The organism is Streptomyces viridochromogenes DSM 40736 (assembly GCF_000158955.1).
GTDB lineage: Bacteria > Actinomycetota > Actinomycetes > Streptomycetales > Streptomycetaceae > Streptomyces > Streptomyces venetus.
Genome location: NZ_GG657757.1, coordinates 7,634,342 through 7,650,524 on the forward strand (window position 1 = coordinate 7,634,342; position 16,183 = coordinate 7,650,524).

Below are 16,183 nucleotides of genomic sequence, written 5' to 3' on the forward strand. Positions count from 1 at the left end.
ACGAGGCAAGAAATTTGCCAATGAGGCAAGGATCCGGCTGAATGGACGCATGAGCTCCTCCGATCCCGAGCGCTCCTCCGAGGCCGGGTATTCCTCCGCGGCCGGGCATTCCTCAGGGCCGCACACCGAGACCGAGCCGTCCGCCGGCCCGGCCGATGCCCTGCCCTCCGTCGCGCCGCGGCTGCGGGCCCTGCGGCGCCAGGCCTCCCTGACGCTGGAGGCCGCCGCCCGCGCCGCCGGGCTGTCGCCCGCGCATCTCTCCCGGCTGGAGACCGGGCAGCGTCAGCCCTCGCTGCCGATGCTGCTCGCCCTCGCCCGTGTCTACAGTACGACCGTCTCCGAGCTGCTCGGCGAGACGGCCGTCGACCGGGACGCCGTGGTGCGCGCGGCCGACATGGAGCCGACCGTGGCGGGCGGCTGGAAATACTGGCAGGCCGGCGCCTCCGGGCGCGGGATGCAGGCGCTGCGCGTCCACGTCCCCTACGGCTCCCAGGGGGACATCGTGCGCGTCCATCCGGGCGAGGAGTGGCTCCATGTGCTGCGGGGGCGGCTGCGGCTGCGCCTCGGGGACTCCACCCACCGGCTGGCGCCCGGCGACAGCGCCCACTTCGACTCGCTCACCCCGCACCGGATCGCCGCCGAGGACCACGACGGCGTCGAACTGCTCTTCGTCCACACCCTGTTGCAGAGCCCCACGGCCGCACTGTGCCTGGGCCCCACCCCTGGAGATCTGTCATGAGCGACATGGAGGAGAAGTTTCCCCGAGCCCTGTGGGTGCGGTTGCTGATCTACCTCGTACTGGGGCACGTCTTCGCCGCGTTCGTGTGGTTCCTGTTCGAGGCGGGGGCCCGCTGACCGCGCCCGGTCACTCGAGCAGCCGCTCGCGCAGCCGCTTCCGGTCCTGCGGAGTGAGCCCGAGCCCCTCCTCCAGATAGGCGTCGACACCGCCCCAGTGCTCGTCGATGGTGTCGAAGGCCGCCGTCAGGTACTCGGCGCGCGCGTCGAACAGAGGGCTGAGCAGCTCCATGACCTCGGGGGAGTAGGCCGAGGCGGCGGAGCTGCTGCGGTGCACCTTGTAGCGGCGGTGCTTGGCGTTCGACTTCAGGTAGTCGTCGACGATCGCCTCGCGCTCGACGCCCAGGGCGAGCAGCGTCACCGCGATGGACAGGCCCGCGCGGTCCTTGCCCGCCGCGCAGTGCATCAGCGCGGGGACGCTGTCCTCGGCGAGCGCGCGCAGCACCTGGGAGTGTTCGGCGGTGCGGTGCTTGATGATCGTGCGGTAGGAGGCGATCATGCGGCCCGCGCCCTTGCCGTCCGAGAGGATCTCACGCAGCTGGTCCAGGTCGCCGTCGCGGACCATCTTCCAGAACTCCGCGCCGTCGGCCGGGTCGCTCAGCGGCAGGTTCACGTTGCGCACGCCCGGCAGCTCGACGTCCGGCCCTTCGAGCTTCTGATCGGCCGCGTTGCGGAAGTCGAAGATCGTGTGCAGGCCCAGACCGGTCAGGAAGGCGGCGTCCTCCCCGGTCGCGTGGGCGAGGTGGCCGCTGCGGAACAGCACCCCCTGCCGCACCCGGCGTCCGTCCGAGGTCGGCAGCCCGCCCACATCACGGAAGTTGCGCACTCCGGCCAGCTCGGGTTCGGTCGACGGGACCTGCTGTGTCACGGGGGCTCCTCCCATTCAGCGCCCGCCGACGCGGCTCATCGACGGGCACCACTCGACGATACGACATGGCTGCCAGGGGCAATCAGTTGTCCACAGGCGTTGCCCGGAGCCCCCGAAGCACTCGATGATGTTGGGGCCTGCTCGCACCTGGTCGGGCTTGTTCGAATCTGTGAGGCCTTGATGCTGGACATCTCCGAAGACGGTCGTACCTGGGTCCTCTCGGGGCCGGCCAGCAGCTACGCCGTCCACGTCACCGACCGGGACGAGCTGCTGCACCTGCACTGGGGCCCGCGGATCGGCCTCGCCGACGCCGAGGCCCTCGCGGTCCGCCCACTGCCGGACTACTGGCCCTTCGAGTCGCCGCTCGACGGACGCGAGGACTACCCGGTCGAGGGCGGCCCCCGCTTCGTCCGCCCCGCCCTGTCCCTGCGTACCGGCGAGCGGCGCGGCACGGAGTGGGCCTACCAGGGACATGACACCGAGGCCGGCGAGCTGAGGCTCCGTTTCCGCGACGGCGACCTGGCCGTCACGCTGCACTACCGGATGCGCGACGACGTGATCGAGCGCCGGGTGACCCTGGAGAACCACGGCCCGGCCGTCGAGGTGCTGCGCGCCGACTCCGCCACCTGGACCCTGCCCGACCGCGACAGCTGGCGGCTGTCCCAGCTGCACGGCCGCTGGGGCGCCGAGTCCCGCTTGGAGCGCTCCCTCCTCACCCATGGCGAGAAGGTCATCGGCAGCCGCCGCGGCCACACCTCCCACCAGCACCTGCCGTGGGTCGCGCTCGACACCGACGCGACCGAGGAGCGCGGCGAGGTCTACGGATGCGCCCTGGGGTGGTCCGGGTCCTGGCGGATCGCCGTGGCCCAACTCCCGGACGCGCGCGTGCAGATCACCGGCGGGGCCGGGTACGACGACTCGGGCCTGCTGACGCTGGGCACGGGGGAGTCGTACACCACCCCCGTCTTCGCCGGGCTCTGGAGCGACGGCGGCTTCGGCGGGGCCAGCCGCGCCTGGCACGCCTACCAGCGGACCCATGTCGTCCCGGACGCGGACCAGGACCGGCCGGTGCTGTTCAACTCCTGGGAGGCCACCGAGTTCGACATCTCCGAGGAGCAGCAGCGGGCGCTCGCCGAGCGAGCCGCCGCCATGGGCGTCGAGCTGTTCGTGGTCGACGACGGCTGGTTCGGGACGCGTACGAGCGACCGGGCCGGGCTCGGTGACTGGACGCCGAACCCCGACCGCTTCCCCGGCGGGCTGGGGCCGCTCGCCGACCATGTGCACGGCCTCGGCATGCAGTTCGGGATCTGGGTCGAGCCGGAGATGGTCAACCCGGACAGCGACCTGTACCGCGCCCATCCGGACTGGGTGCAGTACCAGCCGGGACGAAAGCGGACGGAATTCCGCAATCAGCTCGTATTGAACCTCGCCCGCGAGGACGTCCAGGAGTACCTCTGGGAGCAGCTCGACGGGCTGCTCTCCAGCGCCCCGATCGACTACGTGAAGTGGGACTTCAACCGCTGCTTCTCCGACGCCGGCTGGCCGGAGGACCCCTACCCGCAGCGGCTGTGGGTCGACCACGTCCGTGCCCTGTACGCCCTGCTGGACCGGCTGCGGGCCGCCCATCCGGGGGTGGCTTTCGAGTCCTGCTCGGGCGGCGGCGGCCGGATCGACCTGGGTGTGCTGAGCCGCACGGACCAGGTGTGGACCTCCGACAACACCGACCCGCTCGACCGGCTCGCCATCCAGCACGGCTTCAGCCAGATCCACCCGGCCCGGGTCATGGCCGCCTGGGTCACCGACAGCCCGAACGCCATGCTCAACCATCGCGCCAGCTCCCTGCGGTTCCGGTTCGTCAGCGCCATGGCCGGTGTGCTCGGGGTCGGCGGCGACCTCACGAAGTGGACCGAGGGGGAGCTCGCGGAGGCGCGGGACTGGGTGGAGCTCTACAAGGAGATCCGGCCCGTGGTGCAGCGCGGCGACCTCTACCGGCTGCGCGCGCCCGAAGGCGGCCTGAGTTCGGTGCAGTACGTCCTCGGCGACGAGACCGTCGTCCTCGCCTGGCTCCAGGCGCAGCGCTACGGCGAGCCCGTGCCGGCGCTCAGGCTGCGGGGCCTCGACCCGTCGGCGACGTACGAATGCCTCAAAACGGGCGAAGTTCATCGAGGGGCCGTACTGCTCCACCACGGGCTGCGGGTCGGTCTGCGCGGGGACCTGGACGCCACGATCGTCCGGCTTAAGCGGAAGTAGTCGTTCTGTCCGAATAGGGAACTTCGGCTGCTTCGGTATAACGTGCCCCAAAAGTAAAGGAGATGGGGTTCAGGTGTGTGGGCATCGTCATATTCGTGACGATGTGTTGTTGCCATGTTCACGTAATTCTGGCGATATTCAGGGCCTTTGAGGAAAGTGGGAGATCGGTAATCCACGCTCGGTGACGGGAAATGTGCCGACGCGTCAAGAAAAACGCCGTCATGTGCAACCGCAAGCTTGTCCCATTGCGTCTTGGTCGCTTACGTTCCACACCAATCCGGACGGACGCCCAATCCTGCCGCCGCCCGGAGCCCGCACACACTGACCCGTGAACGGCAGGAGCGGGGGACCCACAGGTACGACGCCTGTTCCGGTTCCCGGAACGGCTTGGGGTTAAGCCGCGCCTCGGCGCGGCCGGGCATCTCCAGCCCGAACCCGACAGCTCACCTCGCAGGCGCCGGAGAGGAATTCGCCATGCCCGCGAAGGGTAAGCACCGCCGTCCGAAGACCCAGCGTTTCACCCGCTCCATAGCCGTCGCCGGAACCGGCGGCGCCGCCCTCGCCCTTCCCCTCATGGGGGCCGCCGGCGCCCACGCCGCCACCCCGCAGTCGGCCCCGGAAAAGGCCGTCCAGTCCGCTCCGGCCGCCGAGAAGAAGACCGCCGAAAAGGCCACGGGTGCCCACACGTACACCGTGAAGGCCGGTGACTGGCTCGCGAAGATCGCCGACGACCAGCACGTCAGCGGAGGCTGGAAGAAGCTCTACGCGGACAACCGCGACGCCGTCGGCGACGACCCGGCGCTGATCCACCCGGGCCTGAAGCTCTCCCTCGGCGAGAAGGCGGCGAGCGCGCCCGAGGCGAAGCCGTCCGTGCCGAAGGCGTCGGCCGAGAACTCCGCCGCCGAGTCGTCCCCCAAGGCCGACACCGCCGCGAAGCCCGCCGCGGCCAAGCCGGCCGCCGAGACCGGCGCCGGCGGCTTCACCCTCCCGGTGGACGGGGCCACCATCGGCACTCCGTACCACATGTCGGGCAGCATGTGGTCCAGCGGCTACCACACCGGTGTCGACTTCGTCGTCCCGACGGGCACCTCCCTCAAGGCCGTCGGCGCGGGCACGGTCGTCTCCGCCGGCTGGGGCGGCGCGTACGGCAACCAGGTCGTCATCCAGCTGGAGGACGGCAAGTACGCGCAGTACGCCCACCTGTCCCAGCTCTCCGTCTCGGCCGGCCAGACCGTGACGGCCGGGCAGCAGGTCGGCCTGTCCGGCGCCACCGGCAACGTCACCGGACCGCACCTGCACTTCGAGATCCGCACCACGCCGGACTACGGCTCGGACGTGGACCCGGTCGCCTACCTGCGCTCGCACGGCGTCTCCGTCGGCTGACCGACCGCACCCACCTGCCTGACACTCCCGCGAAGGCCGGACCCCGATCCCCGGGTCCGGCCTTCGGCGTGCGCGCGGTGGCGATCGCCTCAAGGGATCGACAGGGGGCGGCAGTTGGGCCACAGTGATCCCGTCGTGAGTGCAAGCGCTTTCTGAAGGAGCTGTGTCCCGTGCCGACCACCCGCAGAACGTTCGGAGCCCTGGCGGCCGGAGCCGCGCTGGCGGCCCTCGCCCCGACCGGGAACGCGCACGCCGCACCCCGGCACCGCCGCCTCATCGCCCACGACGACTTCTGCCACGGCCTCGCCCAGTGGGTGACCGAACTCCAGGCCGGGGGCACCGTCACCGCCTCCCGCGGCGTGCTGGAGATCGACGTGCCCGGCGGGGCCACCGTGTGGTTCAAGCAACGGCTCCAAGGCCCGTACGTCCTCGAATACACCGCCACACCCGTCTCCGAGGGCGGGGTCAACGACCGGGTCTCGGACCTCAACAACTTCTGGAACGCGACCGACGTCCGCTCCCCGGACGACCTCTTCGCGACGCCGCGCGGCGGGGCGCTCGACGAGTACGACCACCTGACGGCGTACTACGCGGGGTACGGCGCCAACTACAACACCACGACCCGGCTGCGGCGTTACGTCGGTCAGGCCGGCGTCCGTCCCCTGATCCACGACTACACCGAGCCGCTGCTCGTGCCGGGCGAGCCGAACCGGGTCCGGATCGTCTCCGACGGCTCGACGGTCCGATGGTGGAACAACGGGCGGCTCGTGTTCGACTACCGCGACCCGCAGCCGTACACCGGCGGGCACTTCGCCTTCCGGACCGTGTGGAGCCACTTCCGCATCACGGGCTTCCGGGTCTGGTCGCCACTCCAACACCCCTGACAGGCGGTCTGTTCCGGAGTTGGTGAACACTTGAGGAGTGGCTTATGTCACCGCCCGTCAACCTCTTCCTACGGTCGCGTAGGTCACATTCGAGGGTGAATCATGAGCTGCTGTGGCAGACGATTCGAAGAGTGACAGCAGAGCAGTGATCGGGTCGTACGTGGCGGTGGGGGACAGCTTCACCGAGGGCGTCGGTGATCCCGGCCCCGACGGGGCGTTCGTCGGCTGGGCCGACCGGTTCGCCGTCCTGCTCGCCGACCGCCGGCCCGAAGGCGACTTCCAGTACACCAACCTCGCCGTGCGCGGAAGGCTCCTCGACCAGATCGTGGCGGAGCAGGTCCCGCGGGCCGTCGACATGGCCCCGGATCTCGTCTCGTTCTGCGCCGGCGGCAACGACATCATCCGGCCCGGCACCGATCCGGACGAGGTGGCCGAGCGTTTCGAGCGGGCGGTGGCACGACTCGCCGCGGTGGCGGGCACGGTCATGGTGACGACCGGGTTCGACACCCGGGGCGTGCCCGTGCTCAAGCATCTGCGCGGCAAGATCGCCACGTACAACGGGCATGTCCGGGCCATCGCCGACCGGTACGGCTGCCCGGTGCTCGACCTGTGGTCCCTGCGCAGCGTTCAGGACCGCAGGGCCTGGGACTCCGACCGGCTGCACCTGTCCCCGGAGGGGCACACGCGGGTGGCACTGCGCGCGGGGCAGGCGCTCGGCGTCGACGTACCGGCCGACCCCGAGCAGGAGTGGCCCCCGCTGCCGCCGCGCGGCACGCTCGACATCCGGCGCGACGACGTCCACTGGGCACGGGAGTTCCTGGTGCCGTGGATCGGGCGGCGGCTGCGCGGGGAGTCGTCGGGGGACCACGTGACGGCCAAGGGCGCGCTGTCGCCGGACGACATCAGGGTGCGGATCGCTTCGGTGGCGTGACGGGCCCTACGGCCCGGTCGAGCGGGCCGGCCGCAGCCCCAGTTCGCGCGTCAGGAGCTCCTCGACCCACTCCTGCGCTCGCGCCCGCGGCACCGCGTCCGCGTAGGAGGTCAGCTGCACGGCCAGGCCGTCGAGGAGCGCGGTCAGGCGGAGGGCCGTGCCGTGCGGGTCGGGGCAGTGGAACTCGCCCGCGGCCACGCCCTCCGCGATGACCTCGGTGATGGCCGCCTTCCACTGCCGGTCGAGGTCCTGGGTGACCTCCCGCAGCGCGGGCTCGCGCAGGGCCGCCGCCCAGCCCTCGATCCACAGCCGCCAGCCCTTGGCCTGGCCCGTGGGGGCGTACCACCGCACGGCCGACCGCAGCCGGCGCAGCGCCGGTGTACGGCGGCCGAGCAGCTTGCGCAGATGCGCGAGGTCGCCCTCCGCCGCGTGCCGGAACGCGGCGGCGACCAACCGCTCCTTCGTCGAGAAGTGATAGAGCACCAGCGCGTTGCTCACCCCGAGCGCCGACGCCACATCGGCGATCCGCACCGCCGCCACGCCCCGGGCCTCGATCTGCTCGACGGCGGCCCGCAGCAGTTCCCCACGCCGCTCCGCCACGCTCAACCGGACTCTCGTCACGCCGTCACCCTACACACGCGCCCGTACCCCCTCGACGGGGTGTTTCGGCCGGTCCGGCAAGGCCCGCGGCGCCTCAGCGGTACCAGCCGAACCGGTCCGCCAGCTCCGGCAGCCGGTCCGCGGCGATCGCGTGGGCGGCGGCCCGCGGAGTCGTCCCGTCGGCCTGCGCGCGGGCCAGCATCCGCTCCACCAGGGCCCGCATCGAGCGGCGCACGTGCGCGAACGCCTCCTCCGCGTCGGCGCCGACGTCCCCGAACAGCGTCCACCACCACCAGGCGTTCGTCCCGGAGTTGACGACGACGTCCGGCAGCACGGTCACCCCGCGTGCGGCCAGCAGCAGCTCCGCCTCCGGCCGTACGGGCATGTTGGCCGCCTCGACCACCCAGCGGGCGGTGATCCGATCCTGGTTGCCGGCGTCGATCGCGTACGAGACGGCCGCCGGCACCAGGACGTCCGTGTCGGCCGAAAGCCAGGCCTCGCCCGGCAGCTCGCGGTCGCCGGACCGCAGCGCGGAGCGGTCCACGGTCCCGTACGCGTCCCGTGCGGCGAGCAGCGCCTCGACGTCGAGGCCCGCCGGGTTGGCGATCGTGCCCTTGACGTCGGCGACGGCCACGACCGTGAGGCCCGCGCGGGTGAGGAAGCGTGCGGTGGCTCCGCCCATGGTGCCCAGTCCCTGGAGGGCGACCCGCGTCCCCGCGTACGGCACACCGGCCCGGTCCAGGGCCGTGAGGGCCGCCTCGGCGACACCGCAGCCACCCGCCAGCTCGTCCAGCCCGATGCCGTCCACCTCGATCGCGAACGCGTCCGCGAGTCGCCGCCGTGCCTCCGCCTCGTCGTCCAGCAGCGGATACACGGCCTGGACGGAGGAGACCAGCCCCGCCTCGGCCGCGGCCCGGTCCACCAGGTCCTGGGTGAGGCCGAGGTCCTCGCCGGTCGTCCAGAGGCTCTCGACGTACGGCCGCATGGCACGCAGGTAGCGCACCAGCAGCGGGTAGGCCTCGGGGTCCCGCGGGTCGCAGTCGATGCCGCCCTTGGCGCCGCCGAGCGGGACGTAGCGGCTGTCGGGGTCGTAGTGCAGGGCTTCCTTCATGGTCATGCCGCGGGCCAGCCCGGTGACCTCCTCCAGGGTGCAGCCGGCCCGCATCCGCAGTCCGCCGCTGGCGACGCCGCGCACCAGCCGGTCGACGACGAGAAAGCCCTGGTGGCCGGTGAGGTGGTCGGTCCAGGTGAGGGACAGCAGGGGGGCGGCCATACGGGCTCCTTCGCCGGGTTACTGAATCAGCGGTCAGTATGGCCGTCGGCGGGACACCTGTGTCGCGGCGTTGTCGGAGGGGCCGACCATAATGGAAAGCCAGACCGACTCCACCTGGAGGTACCGTGGCCGGTTTCCGTTCCCAGAGCTCCGGGCTCCGTGCGCTGCGGCCCGGGGCGTTCGGCGCGGACCCGCGCGGTGAGCGCATGGCGCGCATCCGCAGATCGCCCCACTTCAAGGACGGGGTCTTCCAGAACCCCGGCGGCCCCGCGCGCACCCGCCCCTCGGGCTCGACCCTGGACTTCGCGAAGGTCTTCTTCGACAAGGAGACCCGGCCCCGGCGCAGCCCGAAGGGCACGGTGCCGGTGCACGCCACCACGCTCGCCGACATCGCCCGGCCCCCGGCCTCGGGGCTGCGGCTGACCTGGATGGGGCACTCCAGCGTGCTCGCGGAGATCGACGGCACCCGGGTCCTGTTCGACCCGGTGTGGGGCGAGCGTTGCTCCCCGTTCCCCTTCGCCGGCCCCAAGCGGCTGCACCCGGTTCCCCTGCCGCTGGCCGCGCTCGGCCCGGTCGACGTCGTGGTCATCTCGCACGACCACTACGACCACCTGGACATGCCCACCATCAAGGCCCTGGCCGGCACGGACACGGTGTTCGCCGTGCCGCTCGGCGTCGGGGCGCACCTGGAGCACTGGGGCGTGGCCGAGAGCCGGCTGCGTGAACTGGACTGGCACGAGGCGACCAAGATCGGCGGCCTCACCCTGACCGCGACCCCCGCCCGGCACTTCTGCGGCCGCGGGCTGCGCAACACCCAGCACACCCTGTGGGCCTCCTGGGTCGTCGCCGGTGACGAGCACCGCGTCTACCACAGCGGCGACACCGGGTACTTCGACGGCTTCAAGGAGATCGGCGCCGAGCACGGTCCGTTCGACGCCACGATGATCCAGATCGGCGCGTACTCCGACTTCTGGCCCGACATCCACATGACGCCCGAGGAGGGCATGCGCGCCCACCTCGATCTCCAGGGCGGACCGGAGCACGGCCTGATGCTGCCGATCCACTGGGCCACCTTCAACCTGGCGACACACCCGTGGGCGGAACCCGGCGACGGGACGATCGCGGCCGCCGAAGCGGCGGGGGCCCGTGTCGCCCTGCCCCACCCCGGCGAGCCTTTCGAACCCACGGCCGAGACCGTCCCGTCCGAGCCGTGGTGGCGTGGGGTGGCGCTCGCCCCGGCGGGTGGCTTCCCGGCCGGGAAAGTCCTCGCCGACGCCACGATCAAGACCGCCTCGAACGCGGCAGCCATGGCCCAGGCCGACACGGTGAGTGACGGCACGCGCGGGACGGAGGAGGGCGCCGAAGACCCGGAGACGCTCCCCGCGGGCTGACCGGAGGCGGACGGAGGACCGACGGCGAGGGCCGGGGAGCGAGAGGCTCCCCGGCCCTCGCCGTCTCTCTGTGACCACTTCTGACCAGTTCGGATCGAACTCGCTTGGGTTACGGCCGGAACCGGGAGGGGGTTATCGGTCTGTCGTGCGAGACCTCATACCAGAGCAGGACGCTTGCCGTATGAGTTTGTCAACTGCCCACCGCACATGATGCGCTGACGACTACTGTCAGTGTCCGTCGGTAAACAGGCGGATCAGGGAGTGGGGACCGGCACGTGCAGGCGCAAGGCGGACGAGGGAGTCGACGCGAGGGTGAGCCCCGCTCCCCGCGCACGACGGACGCCGGCGACGGGCGGAAGCGACCGCGCGAGCCCGGTCGTACCCCCGCAAGCCCTCCTGGCGACCAGGCCCGACGGACCAGTACGAGGACACCGATGTCTCACCTCCGTGCCCCGGCCGCACGCGCGGACCGCCGTGAGGGCGGGCGGCACGGGCGGCCGGCCTCCCGCACCGCACCCGCGCTGCCCGAGACCCACATACGGCCCCAGCTGCTGCGGATCGCCGTGCTGCCGCCCGTCGCCGTAGCCCTCAGCGGCTGCGCGGCCGTTCTCTTCACCGTCCGGTCCACCGGAACGCGGCCGGGTCCCACGCTGTGGGCCGTGCTCGCCGGGGCGGTCTCGGTGACCCTGGTCGCCATCGTCGTGGCCGCCGTGGCCGCCAACCGCGCCGCCCGGTCCGTGCACGACCGCGTCGGCGTACTGCGCCGCACCACCGCGCGGCGCGAGGCCGACCTGCGCACCCTGGTCGAGACGCTGCGCCGCGGCGACGGACCGCCGCAGCACGTGCCGCACGGCCCGCGGGGCGGCACCCCGGACGACGCGGACGACTTCGACCTGCTCGCCGCCGACCTGACCCGGGCGCACGACGGCGCCGTCACCGCCGTCGTCCAGGCCTCGCAGCTCTCCAGCCAGGCCGGCAGCGAACAGAAGCTCGACGTGTTCGTCAATCTGGCCCGGCGCCTGCAGTCGCTCGTGCATCGCGAGATCTCCATTCTCGACGAGCTCGAGAACGAGATGGAGGACCCCGAGCTGCTCAAGGGGCTCTTCCACGTCGACCACCTCGCCACTCGTATCCGCCGCCACGCCGAGAACCTCGCCGTGCTCGGCGGGGCGGCCTCCCGCCGCCAGTGGAGCAACCCGGTCCCCATGACCGAGGTGCTGCGCTCGGCCATCGCCGAGGTCGAGCAGTACTCGCGGGTCAAGCTGGTGCCGCCGATCGAAGGCACCCTGCGTGGACACGCCGTCGCCGACGTCATCCACCTGCTGGCCGAACTCGTCGAGAACGCAACGGTGTTCTCCGCACCGCACACCCAGGTGCTGCTGCGCGCGGGCCTCGTCACCTCGGGGCTCGCCGTCGAGGTCGAGGACCGGGGGCTCGGCATGCCCCTGGAGGAGCAGACGCGGATGAACGCCCTGCTCACCGATCCCGACCAGGTGAACGTGGCGCGGCTCCTCGCGGACGGCCGCATCGGGTTGTTCGTCGTCTCACAGCTGGCCCGGCGGCACGGCATCACCGTCCGCCTCCAGAGCAACATCTACGGCGGAGTGCAGGCGGTGCTCGTCGTGCCGCAGGCGCTGCTGGGGACCGACGCGAAGGCGCCCGGGGCCGGAGCGGGCCGGCCGGAGGGCGTGGCGACGGGTACGGATGGTCCGGCCGTGCCGGCACGGCAGCACGGGCAGCGGTCCGGGCCTGCCGGACAGGGCGGGCCGGACGGGCACATCGTTCCGGAGTTCCGCGCGGCGTCCGTGCCCGGACTCCCACCGGCACCGGCACCGGCCCCGGCACCAGCACCGGAATCGGCCTCGACCTCGGCGTCGGGATCGGTGCCGGTGACCGCCTCCGACGCGCCGTCGTCGGTCCCGCCTGCCGCACACGCCACACCCCCGGGCCCCCAGCAGGAGTTCCAGCCGGCCCGGAGCGCAAACACGTCGAGCGGTCGGCCCGCGCCCCTGCCCGTGCGCGGAACCCGCCGGGAACGTCCCAACCCGGCCGAGGCGAGGCCCGGCATCAGGCCCGACGACCGGCACGCTCTCGCCGAGAACGTGACCGAGCTCCCCACCGCGGGGGGCGGCACCGTGCGCGGCACCATGGACAGGCCGCGACTGCCCCGCCGCCGCGCCCAGGAACACATCGTGCCCCAGCTGCGCGACGGCCCGGCGCCCCGCCAGGACTCCGACCACCTCGTCGGCCACGACCCGGGCCTGATGGCGGCCTTCCAGCGCGGCATCAGCCTCGCCGAGGCCCAGCAGCACATCCAGGCCGGAAACGCCGGGAACACCGGCAACGGGGAGTGGGGCGCCACCCACACGGAGCCGCCCCACACGGAGCCGCCCCGCACGGAGCCGTTCCCCTCAGAGCCGTCACTCCAGGACCACCTCACCATCCGGCACGACGGGAGCGCGCCCGCCGGATGACCACCCCCGTTTCCACCCCCACCCCCAGCGCTCCCGCAGACCTTCGTACCCCAAGGAGTCGATCCACCATGGCGAGCGATGCGCCGACCGCCCAGGTATCCGATCTCGACTGGCTGATGAGCGGCCTCGTGCAGCGCGTACCGCACACGACCGCCGCCGTGCTGCTGTCCTGCGACGGGCTGGTCAAGTCCGTGCACGGCCTCGACCCGGACAGCGCCGACCACATGGCCGCCCTGGCCTCCGGCCTCTACTCCCTCGGCCGCAGCGCCGGTGTCCGCTTCGGCGACGGCGGCGACGTACGGCAGGTCGTCGTCGAACTCGACTCGACGCTGCTGTTCGTCACCACCGCGGGCTCCGGCACCTGCCTGGCCGTGCTCGCCGGCCGCGAGGCCGACGCGGCGGTGCTCGGCTACGAGATGGCGATGCTGGTCAAGAGCGTCCGCCCGTATCTGGTGACCGCTCCCCGCCAGCAGTCCACCGGATCCCCTGCGATGAGGCCTTGAACGTGGCGGCGGCCGGCGACGGCCCCTGGCTCGACGACGCGGCCGGGCGGCTGGTGCGCCCGTTCACGGTCAGCGACGGCCGCACCCGTCCGACCGTCGCGCTCGACCTGATGTCGCAGTTGATGGTCACCGGGGCGACCCCTCTCGGCTATCTCGGCCCCGAGCACACGCAGGCGCTCGACCTGTGCCGCGCGCCCGTCCCGGTCGCCGAGGTCGCCGCCCATCTGAAACTGCCGGTGGCCGTCACCAAGGTGCTGCTGGCGGACCTCGTCGACTGCGGGGCGCTGACCACCAAGCCCCCCGCGTTCCACCACAACCCGACGGACCGGGCCCTTCTGGAGGCAGTGCTCGATGGACTACGACGACAGCTCTGACTACACCGACGGACCCGGCCGTGGCGCCGACCCGTTCCCCACCGCACTGAAGATCCTGGTCGCGGGCGGGTTCGGCGTCGGCAAGACGACCTTCGTCGGCGCGGTCAGCGAGATCGCGCCGCTCAGCACGGAGGAACTCCTCACCACCGTCAGCGCCGCGACCGACAACCTCGACGGCATCGAGAACAAGGTCGAGACGACCGTGGCCATGGACTTCGGCCGCATCACGCTCGACCCCGAGCACGTGCTGTACCTGTTCGGCACCCCCGGTCAGGAACGGTTCTGGTTCATGTGGGACGAGCTGTGCGAAGGCGCGCTCGGGGCGGTCATCCTCGCCGACACCCGCCGGCTCCAGGAGTGTTTCGCGGCCGTCGACTTCTTCGAGCAGCGCGGCCTCGGCTTCGTCGTCGCCGTCAACGAGTTCGACGGCGCCTACCGCTACGACCCCGAGGAGGTGCGCGGCGCCCTCGACCTGACCGAGGAGATCCCCGTCGTGTGCTGCGACGCCCGGATCTCCAGCTCCGGGGTCCAGACCCTGCTGACCCTCGTACGCCATCTCATCGCCCACACGCCGGCCCCTGCGACGGGGTATGGCGCCCACACGTGACACCCCAACACCCTCCAGGGAGCCCGTATATGACACATGCCCACACCCCAGGAGCACGCCCATGAGCTACGACCCGCCCCGCCCGGCCGGTCGTCTGCTGCTCACACCCGAGGACAAGGAGGCACCCGCCCGCGTTCGCCGCCTGCGCGAGCTGGGCCTGGGGGAGCACCCCGAACCCGCACTCGACGCCTTCGCGCACCGCCTCGCCGAACTCACCGGTGCGCCGTACGCCATGGTCAACTTCCCGCACGCGCAGGGGCAGTTCTACGCGGGCCTGTACGTCCCGGACGTCGTGCCGGTCGTGCGCGGCGACGGCACCAGCCCCCGGGTGGGCCGCGCCCTGCCCCGCGATCACGGGTTCTGCCCCCACGTGGTGGCGCGACGCAAGGCCCTGGCCCTGGAGGACGTCCGCGACTACCCGCGGTTCGCGGGCAATCCGGTGGTCGACGAGTTCGGCGTCCACTCCTATCTCGGGGCACCGCTCATCGACGGCACGGGTCTCGTGCTGGGCACGGTCAGCGTCGCCGACGTCGCCCCACGGCCGTGGGGGCGGCCGGGCCTGACCACCATCAAGGAACACGCCGCACAGCTCGCCCTGGAACTCCAGGGCCGGGACGGCCGGCTGCCCTACTGACCGCCGGCTCTGCGCGGCGCGCCCGTGCGGGCGTGAAGCAGAGCTGAGGCGGCGCTTAAGAAATCCTCGATGGACCGGTGCGGCCGCCGTACGGCAGATTGCAGGCGATCCCACTCCTCTCCCGGCCCAGGGGTTTCTTCGGCATGCCCGGAGCCGGGACTCACCCCCAGGAGCCGTAGCGGTGAAGGCGCTGGTCAAGCAGAAGGCGGAGCCCGGACTGTGGCTCACGGACGTCCCCGAGCCCGAGATCGGGCCCGGCGACGTACTGATCAAGGTGCTGCGCACCGGGATCTGCGGCACCGACCTGCACATCAGGGCCTGGGACGGCTGGGCGCGGCAGGCGATCCGCACCCCGCTCGTGGTCGGGCACGAGTTCGTCGGCGAGGTCGTCGAGACCGGACGCGACGTCACCGACATCGCCGTCGGCGACCGGGTGGGCGGCGAGGGCCACCTGGTGTGCGGCAAGTGCCGGAACTGTCTGGCCGGCCGCCGTCACCTGTGCCGGGCCACCGTCGGGCTGGGTGTCGGCCGGGACGGGGCCTTCGCCGAGTACGTGGCCCTGCCCGCCGGCAACGTCTGGGTGCACCGGGTGCCCGTCGACCTCGACGTGGCCGCCATCTTCGATCCGTTCGGCAACGCCGTGCACACCGCGCTGTCGTTCCCGCTCGTCGGCGAGGACGTCCTCATCACCGGCGCGGGCCCCATCGGCCTGATGGCCGCCGCCGTGGCCAAGCACGCCGGCGCCCGCCACGTCATGATCACCGACGTCAGCGAGGAGCGGCTGGAACTGGCCCGCAAGATCGGTGTGAGCCTCGCGCTCGACGTCTCCGGAGCCACCGTCGCCGACGGACAGCGCGCCCTCGGACTGCGCGAGGGCTTCGACATCGGCCTGGAGATGTCCGGCCGCCCCGAGGCGATGCGCGACATGATCGCCAACATGACGCACGGCGGCCGGATCGCGATGCTCGGCCTGCCCGCAGGGGAGTTCCCCGTCGACTGGGCCCGGATCGTCACCTCGATGATCACCGTCAAGGGCATCTACGGCCGCGAGATGTTCGAGACCTGGTACGCGATGTCCGTGCTGCTGGAAGGCGGCCTCGACCTCGCACCCGTGATCACCGGCCGGTACGGCCACCGCGACTTCGAGGCGGCGTTCGCCGACGCGGCGAGCGGCCGCGGCGGCAAGGTCATCCTCGACTGGACCGCGTAACTCCCC

General features: G+C 72.1%; 16 protein-coding genes and 1 riboswitch. Of the genes, 13 read left to right on the forward strand and 3 right to left on the reverse strand.

Annotated elements, in window-relative coordinates:
- Positions 1 to 49 precede the first annotated feature (49 nt).
- A complete protein-coding gene (locus SSQG_RS33395) occupies positions 50 to 739 on the forward strand; it encodes a helix-turn-helix domain-containing protein (protein WP_003994392.1) in 690 nt (229 codons plus the stop codon).
- Positions 736 to 855: a DUF6126 family protein gene (locus SSQG_RS33400; RefSeq protein WP_039934176.1), complete on the forward strand. Its 120-nt coding sequence runs from the start codon at positions 736 to 738 to the stop codon at positions 853 to 855. The genes SSQG_RS33395 and SSQG_RS33400 overlap by 4 nt, the downstream gene beginning before the upstream one ends.
- 10 nt (positions 856 to 865) lie before the next feature.
- Here SSQG_RS33400 and SSQG_RS33405 read toward each other — a convergent pair whose 3' ends face one another.
- Complete coding sequence (locus SSQG_RS33405; protein WP_039934177.1) at positions 866 to 1,663, reverse strand: tyrosine-protein phosphatase; 798 nt, start codon at positions 1,661 to 1,663, stop codon at positions 866 to 868.
- A 180-nt stretch (positions 1,664 to 1,843) separates the two neighbouring features.
- On the opposite strand from SSQG_RS33405, the gene SSQG_RS33410 reads away from it, so the two are divergent.
- The 4 genes from SSQG_RS33410 (at position 1,844) to SSQG_RS33425 (ending at position 7,111) form a co-directional block, all read left to right on the forward strand.
- On the forward strand, positions 1,844 to 3,913 hold the full coding sequence (locus tag SSQG_RS33410) for an alpha-galactosidase (RefSeq protein ID WP_039934178.1): 2,070 nt from the start codon (positions 1,844 to 1,846) through the stop codon (positions 3,911 to 3,913).
- Positions 3,914 to 4,222: 309 nt separating this feature from the next.
- A riboswitch (cyclic di-AMP (ydaO/yuaA leader) is annotated at positions 4,223 to 4,383 on the forward strand.
- A 4-nt stretch (positions 4,384 to 4,387) separates the two neighbouring features.
- A complete protein-coding gene (locus SSQG_RS33415; protein ID WP_003994395.1) occupies positions 4,388 to 5,296 on the forward strand; it encodes a M23 family metallopeptidase in 909 nt (302 codons plus the stop codon).
- 170 nt (positions 5,297 to 5,466) lie between these two features.
- A complete protein-coding gene (locus tag SSQG_RS33420; protein ID WP_003994396.1) occupies positions 5,467 to 6,180 on the forward strand; it encodes a DUF6250 domain-containing protein in 714 nt (237 codons plus the stop codon).
- A gap of 145 nt (positions 6,181 to 6,325) precedes the next feature.
- The gene (locus tag SSQG_RS33425; protein WP_003994397.1) at positions 6,326 to 7,111 is read left to right on the forward strand and encodes an SGNH/GDSL hydrolase family protein; all 786 of its coding nucleotides are present in this window, start codon (positions 6,326 to 6,328) and stop codon (positions 7,109 to 7,111) included.
- 6 nt (positions 7,112 to 7,117) lie between these two features.
- Here the strand turns inward: SSQG_RS33425 and SSQG_RS33430 are convergent, their stop codons facing one another.
- Together SSQG_RS33430 and SSQG_RS33435 are read right to left on the reverse strand one after the other, a co-directional pair.
- Positions 7,118 to 7,732: a TetR/AcrR family transcriptional regulator gene (locus tag SSQG_RS33430; RefSeq protein WP_003994398.1), complete on the reverse strand. Its 615-nt coding sequence runs from the start codon at positions 7,730 to 7,732 to the stop codon at positions 7,118 to 7,120.
- A 73-nt stretch (positions 7,733 to 7,805) separates the two neighbouring features.
- Complete coding sequence (locus tag SSQG_RS33435) at positions 7,806 to 8,984, reverse strand: glutamate dehydrogenase (RefSeq protein WP_003994399.1); 1,179 nt, start codon at positions 8,982 to 8,984, stop codon at positions 7,806 to 7,808.
- Between the two features lie 125 nt (positions 8,985 to 9,109).
- Between SSQG_RS33435 and SSQG_RS33440 the strand changes: the two genes are divergently transcribed.
- From SSQG_RS33440 to tdh, 7 genes are all read left to right on the forward strand, one after another.
- Positions 9,110 to 10,375 (forward strand): MBL fold metallo-hydrolase, encoded by a 1,266-nt coding sequence (locus SSQG_RS33440; RefSeq protein WP_003994400.1) that lies wholly within the window; start codon positions 9,110 to 9,112, stop codon positions 10,373 to 10,375.
- A 434-nt stretch (positions 10,376 to 10,809) separates the two neighbouring features.
- Positions 10,810 to 12,849 (forward strand): sensor histidine kinase, encoded by a 2,040-nt coding sequence (locus tag SSQG_RS33445; RefSeq protein WP_003994401.1) that lies wholly within the window; start codon positions 10,810 to 10,812, stop codon positions 12,847 to 12,849.
- Between the two features lie 68 nt (positions 12,850 to 12,917).
- Complete coding sequence (locus SSQG_RS33450; RefSeq protein WP_003994402.1) at positions 12,918 to 13,352, forward strand: roadblock/LC7 domain-containing protein; 435 nt, start codon at positions 12,918 to 12,920, stop codon at positions 13,350 to 13,352.
- A 2-nt stretch (positions 13,353 to 13,354) separates the two neighbouring features.
- Positions 13,355 to 13,726, forward strand: coding sequence for a DUF742 domain-containing protein (locus tag SSQG_RS33455; protein WP_003994403.1), 372 nt, complete (start codon positions 13,355 to 13,357; stop codon positions 13,724 to 13,726).
- Positions 13,704 to 14,333, forward strand: coding sequence for a GTP-binding protein (locus SSQG_RS33460; protein WP_039934181.1), 630 nt, complete (start codon positions 13,704 to 13,706; stop codon positions 14,331 to 14,333). The genes SSQG_RS33455 and SSQG_RS33460 overlap by 23 nt, the downstream gene beginning before the upstream one ends.
- A 61-nt stretch (positions 14,334 to 14,394) precedes the next feature.
- On the forward strand, positions 14,395 to 14,967 hold the full coding sequence (locus tag SSQG_RS33465; RefSeq protein WP_003994405.1) for a GAF domain-containing protein: 573 nt from the start codon (positions 14,395 to 14,397) through the stop codon (positions 14,965 to 14,967).
- A 181-nt stretch (positions 14,968 to 15,148) separates the two neighbouring features.
- A complete protein-coding gene (tdh, locus tag SSQG_RS33470; protein WP_003994406.1) occupies positions 15,149 to 16,177 on the forward strand; it encodes an L-threonine 3-dehydrogenase in 1,029 nt (342 codons plus the stop codon).
- Positions 16,178 to 16,183 lie beyond the last annotated feature (6 nt).

Coding starts and splice junctions, on each gene's coding strand:
- SSQG_RS33395 (WP_003994392.1), top strand. CDS start 50: ATGAGCTCCTCCGATCCCGAGCGCTCCTCCGAGGCCGGGTATTCCTCC.
- SSQG_RS33400 (WP_039934176.1), top strand. CDS start 736: ATGAGCGACATGGAGGAGAAGTTTCCCCGAGCCCTGTGGGTGCGGTTG.
- SSQG_RS33410 (WP_039934178.1), top strand. CDS start 1,844: ATGCTGGACATCTCCGAAGACGGTCGTACCTGGGTCCTCTCGGGGCCG.
- SSQG_RS33415 (WP_003994395.1), top strand. CDS start 4,388: ATGCCCGCGAAGGGTAAGCACCGCCGTCCGAAGACCCAGCGTTTCACC.
- SSQG_RS33435 (WP_003994399.1), bottom strand. CDS start 8,984: ATGGCCGCCCCCCTGCTGTCCCTCACCTGGACCGACCACCTCACCGGC.
- SSQG_RS33445 (WP_003994401.1), top strand. CDS start 10,810: ATGTCTCACCTCCGTGCCCCGGCCGCACGCGCGGACCGCCGTGAGGGC.
- SSQG_RS33450 (WP_003994402.1), top strand. CDS start 12,918: ATGGCGAGCGATGCGCCGACCGCCCAGGTATCCGATCTCGACTGGCTG.
- SSQG_RS33460 (WP_039934181.1), top strand. CDS start 13,704: ATGGACTACGACGACAGCTCTGACTACACCGACGGACCCGGCCGTGGC.
- SSQG_RS33465 (WP_003994405.1), top strand. CDS start 14,395: ATGAGCTACGACCCGCCCCGCCCGGCCGGTCGTCTGCTGCTCACACCC.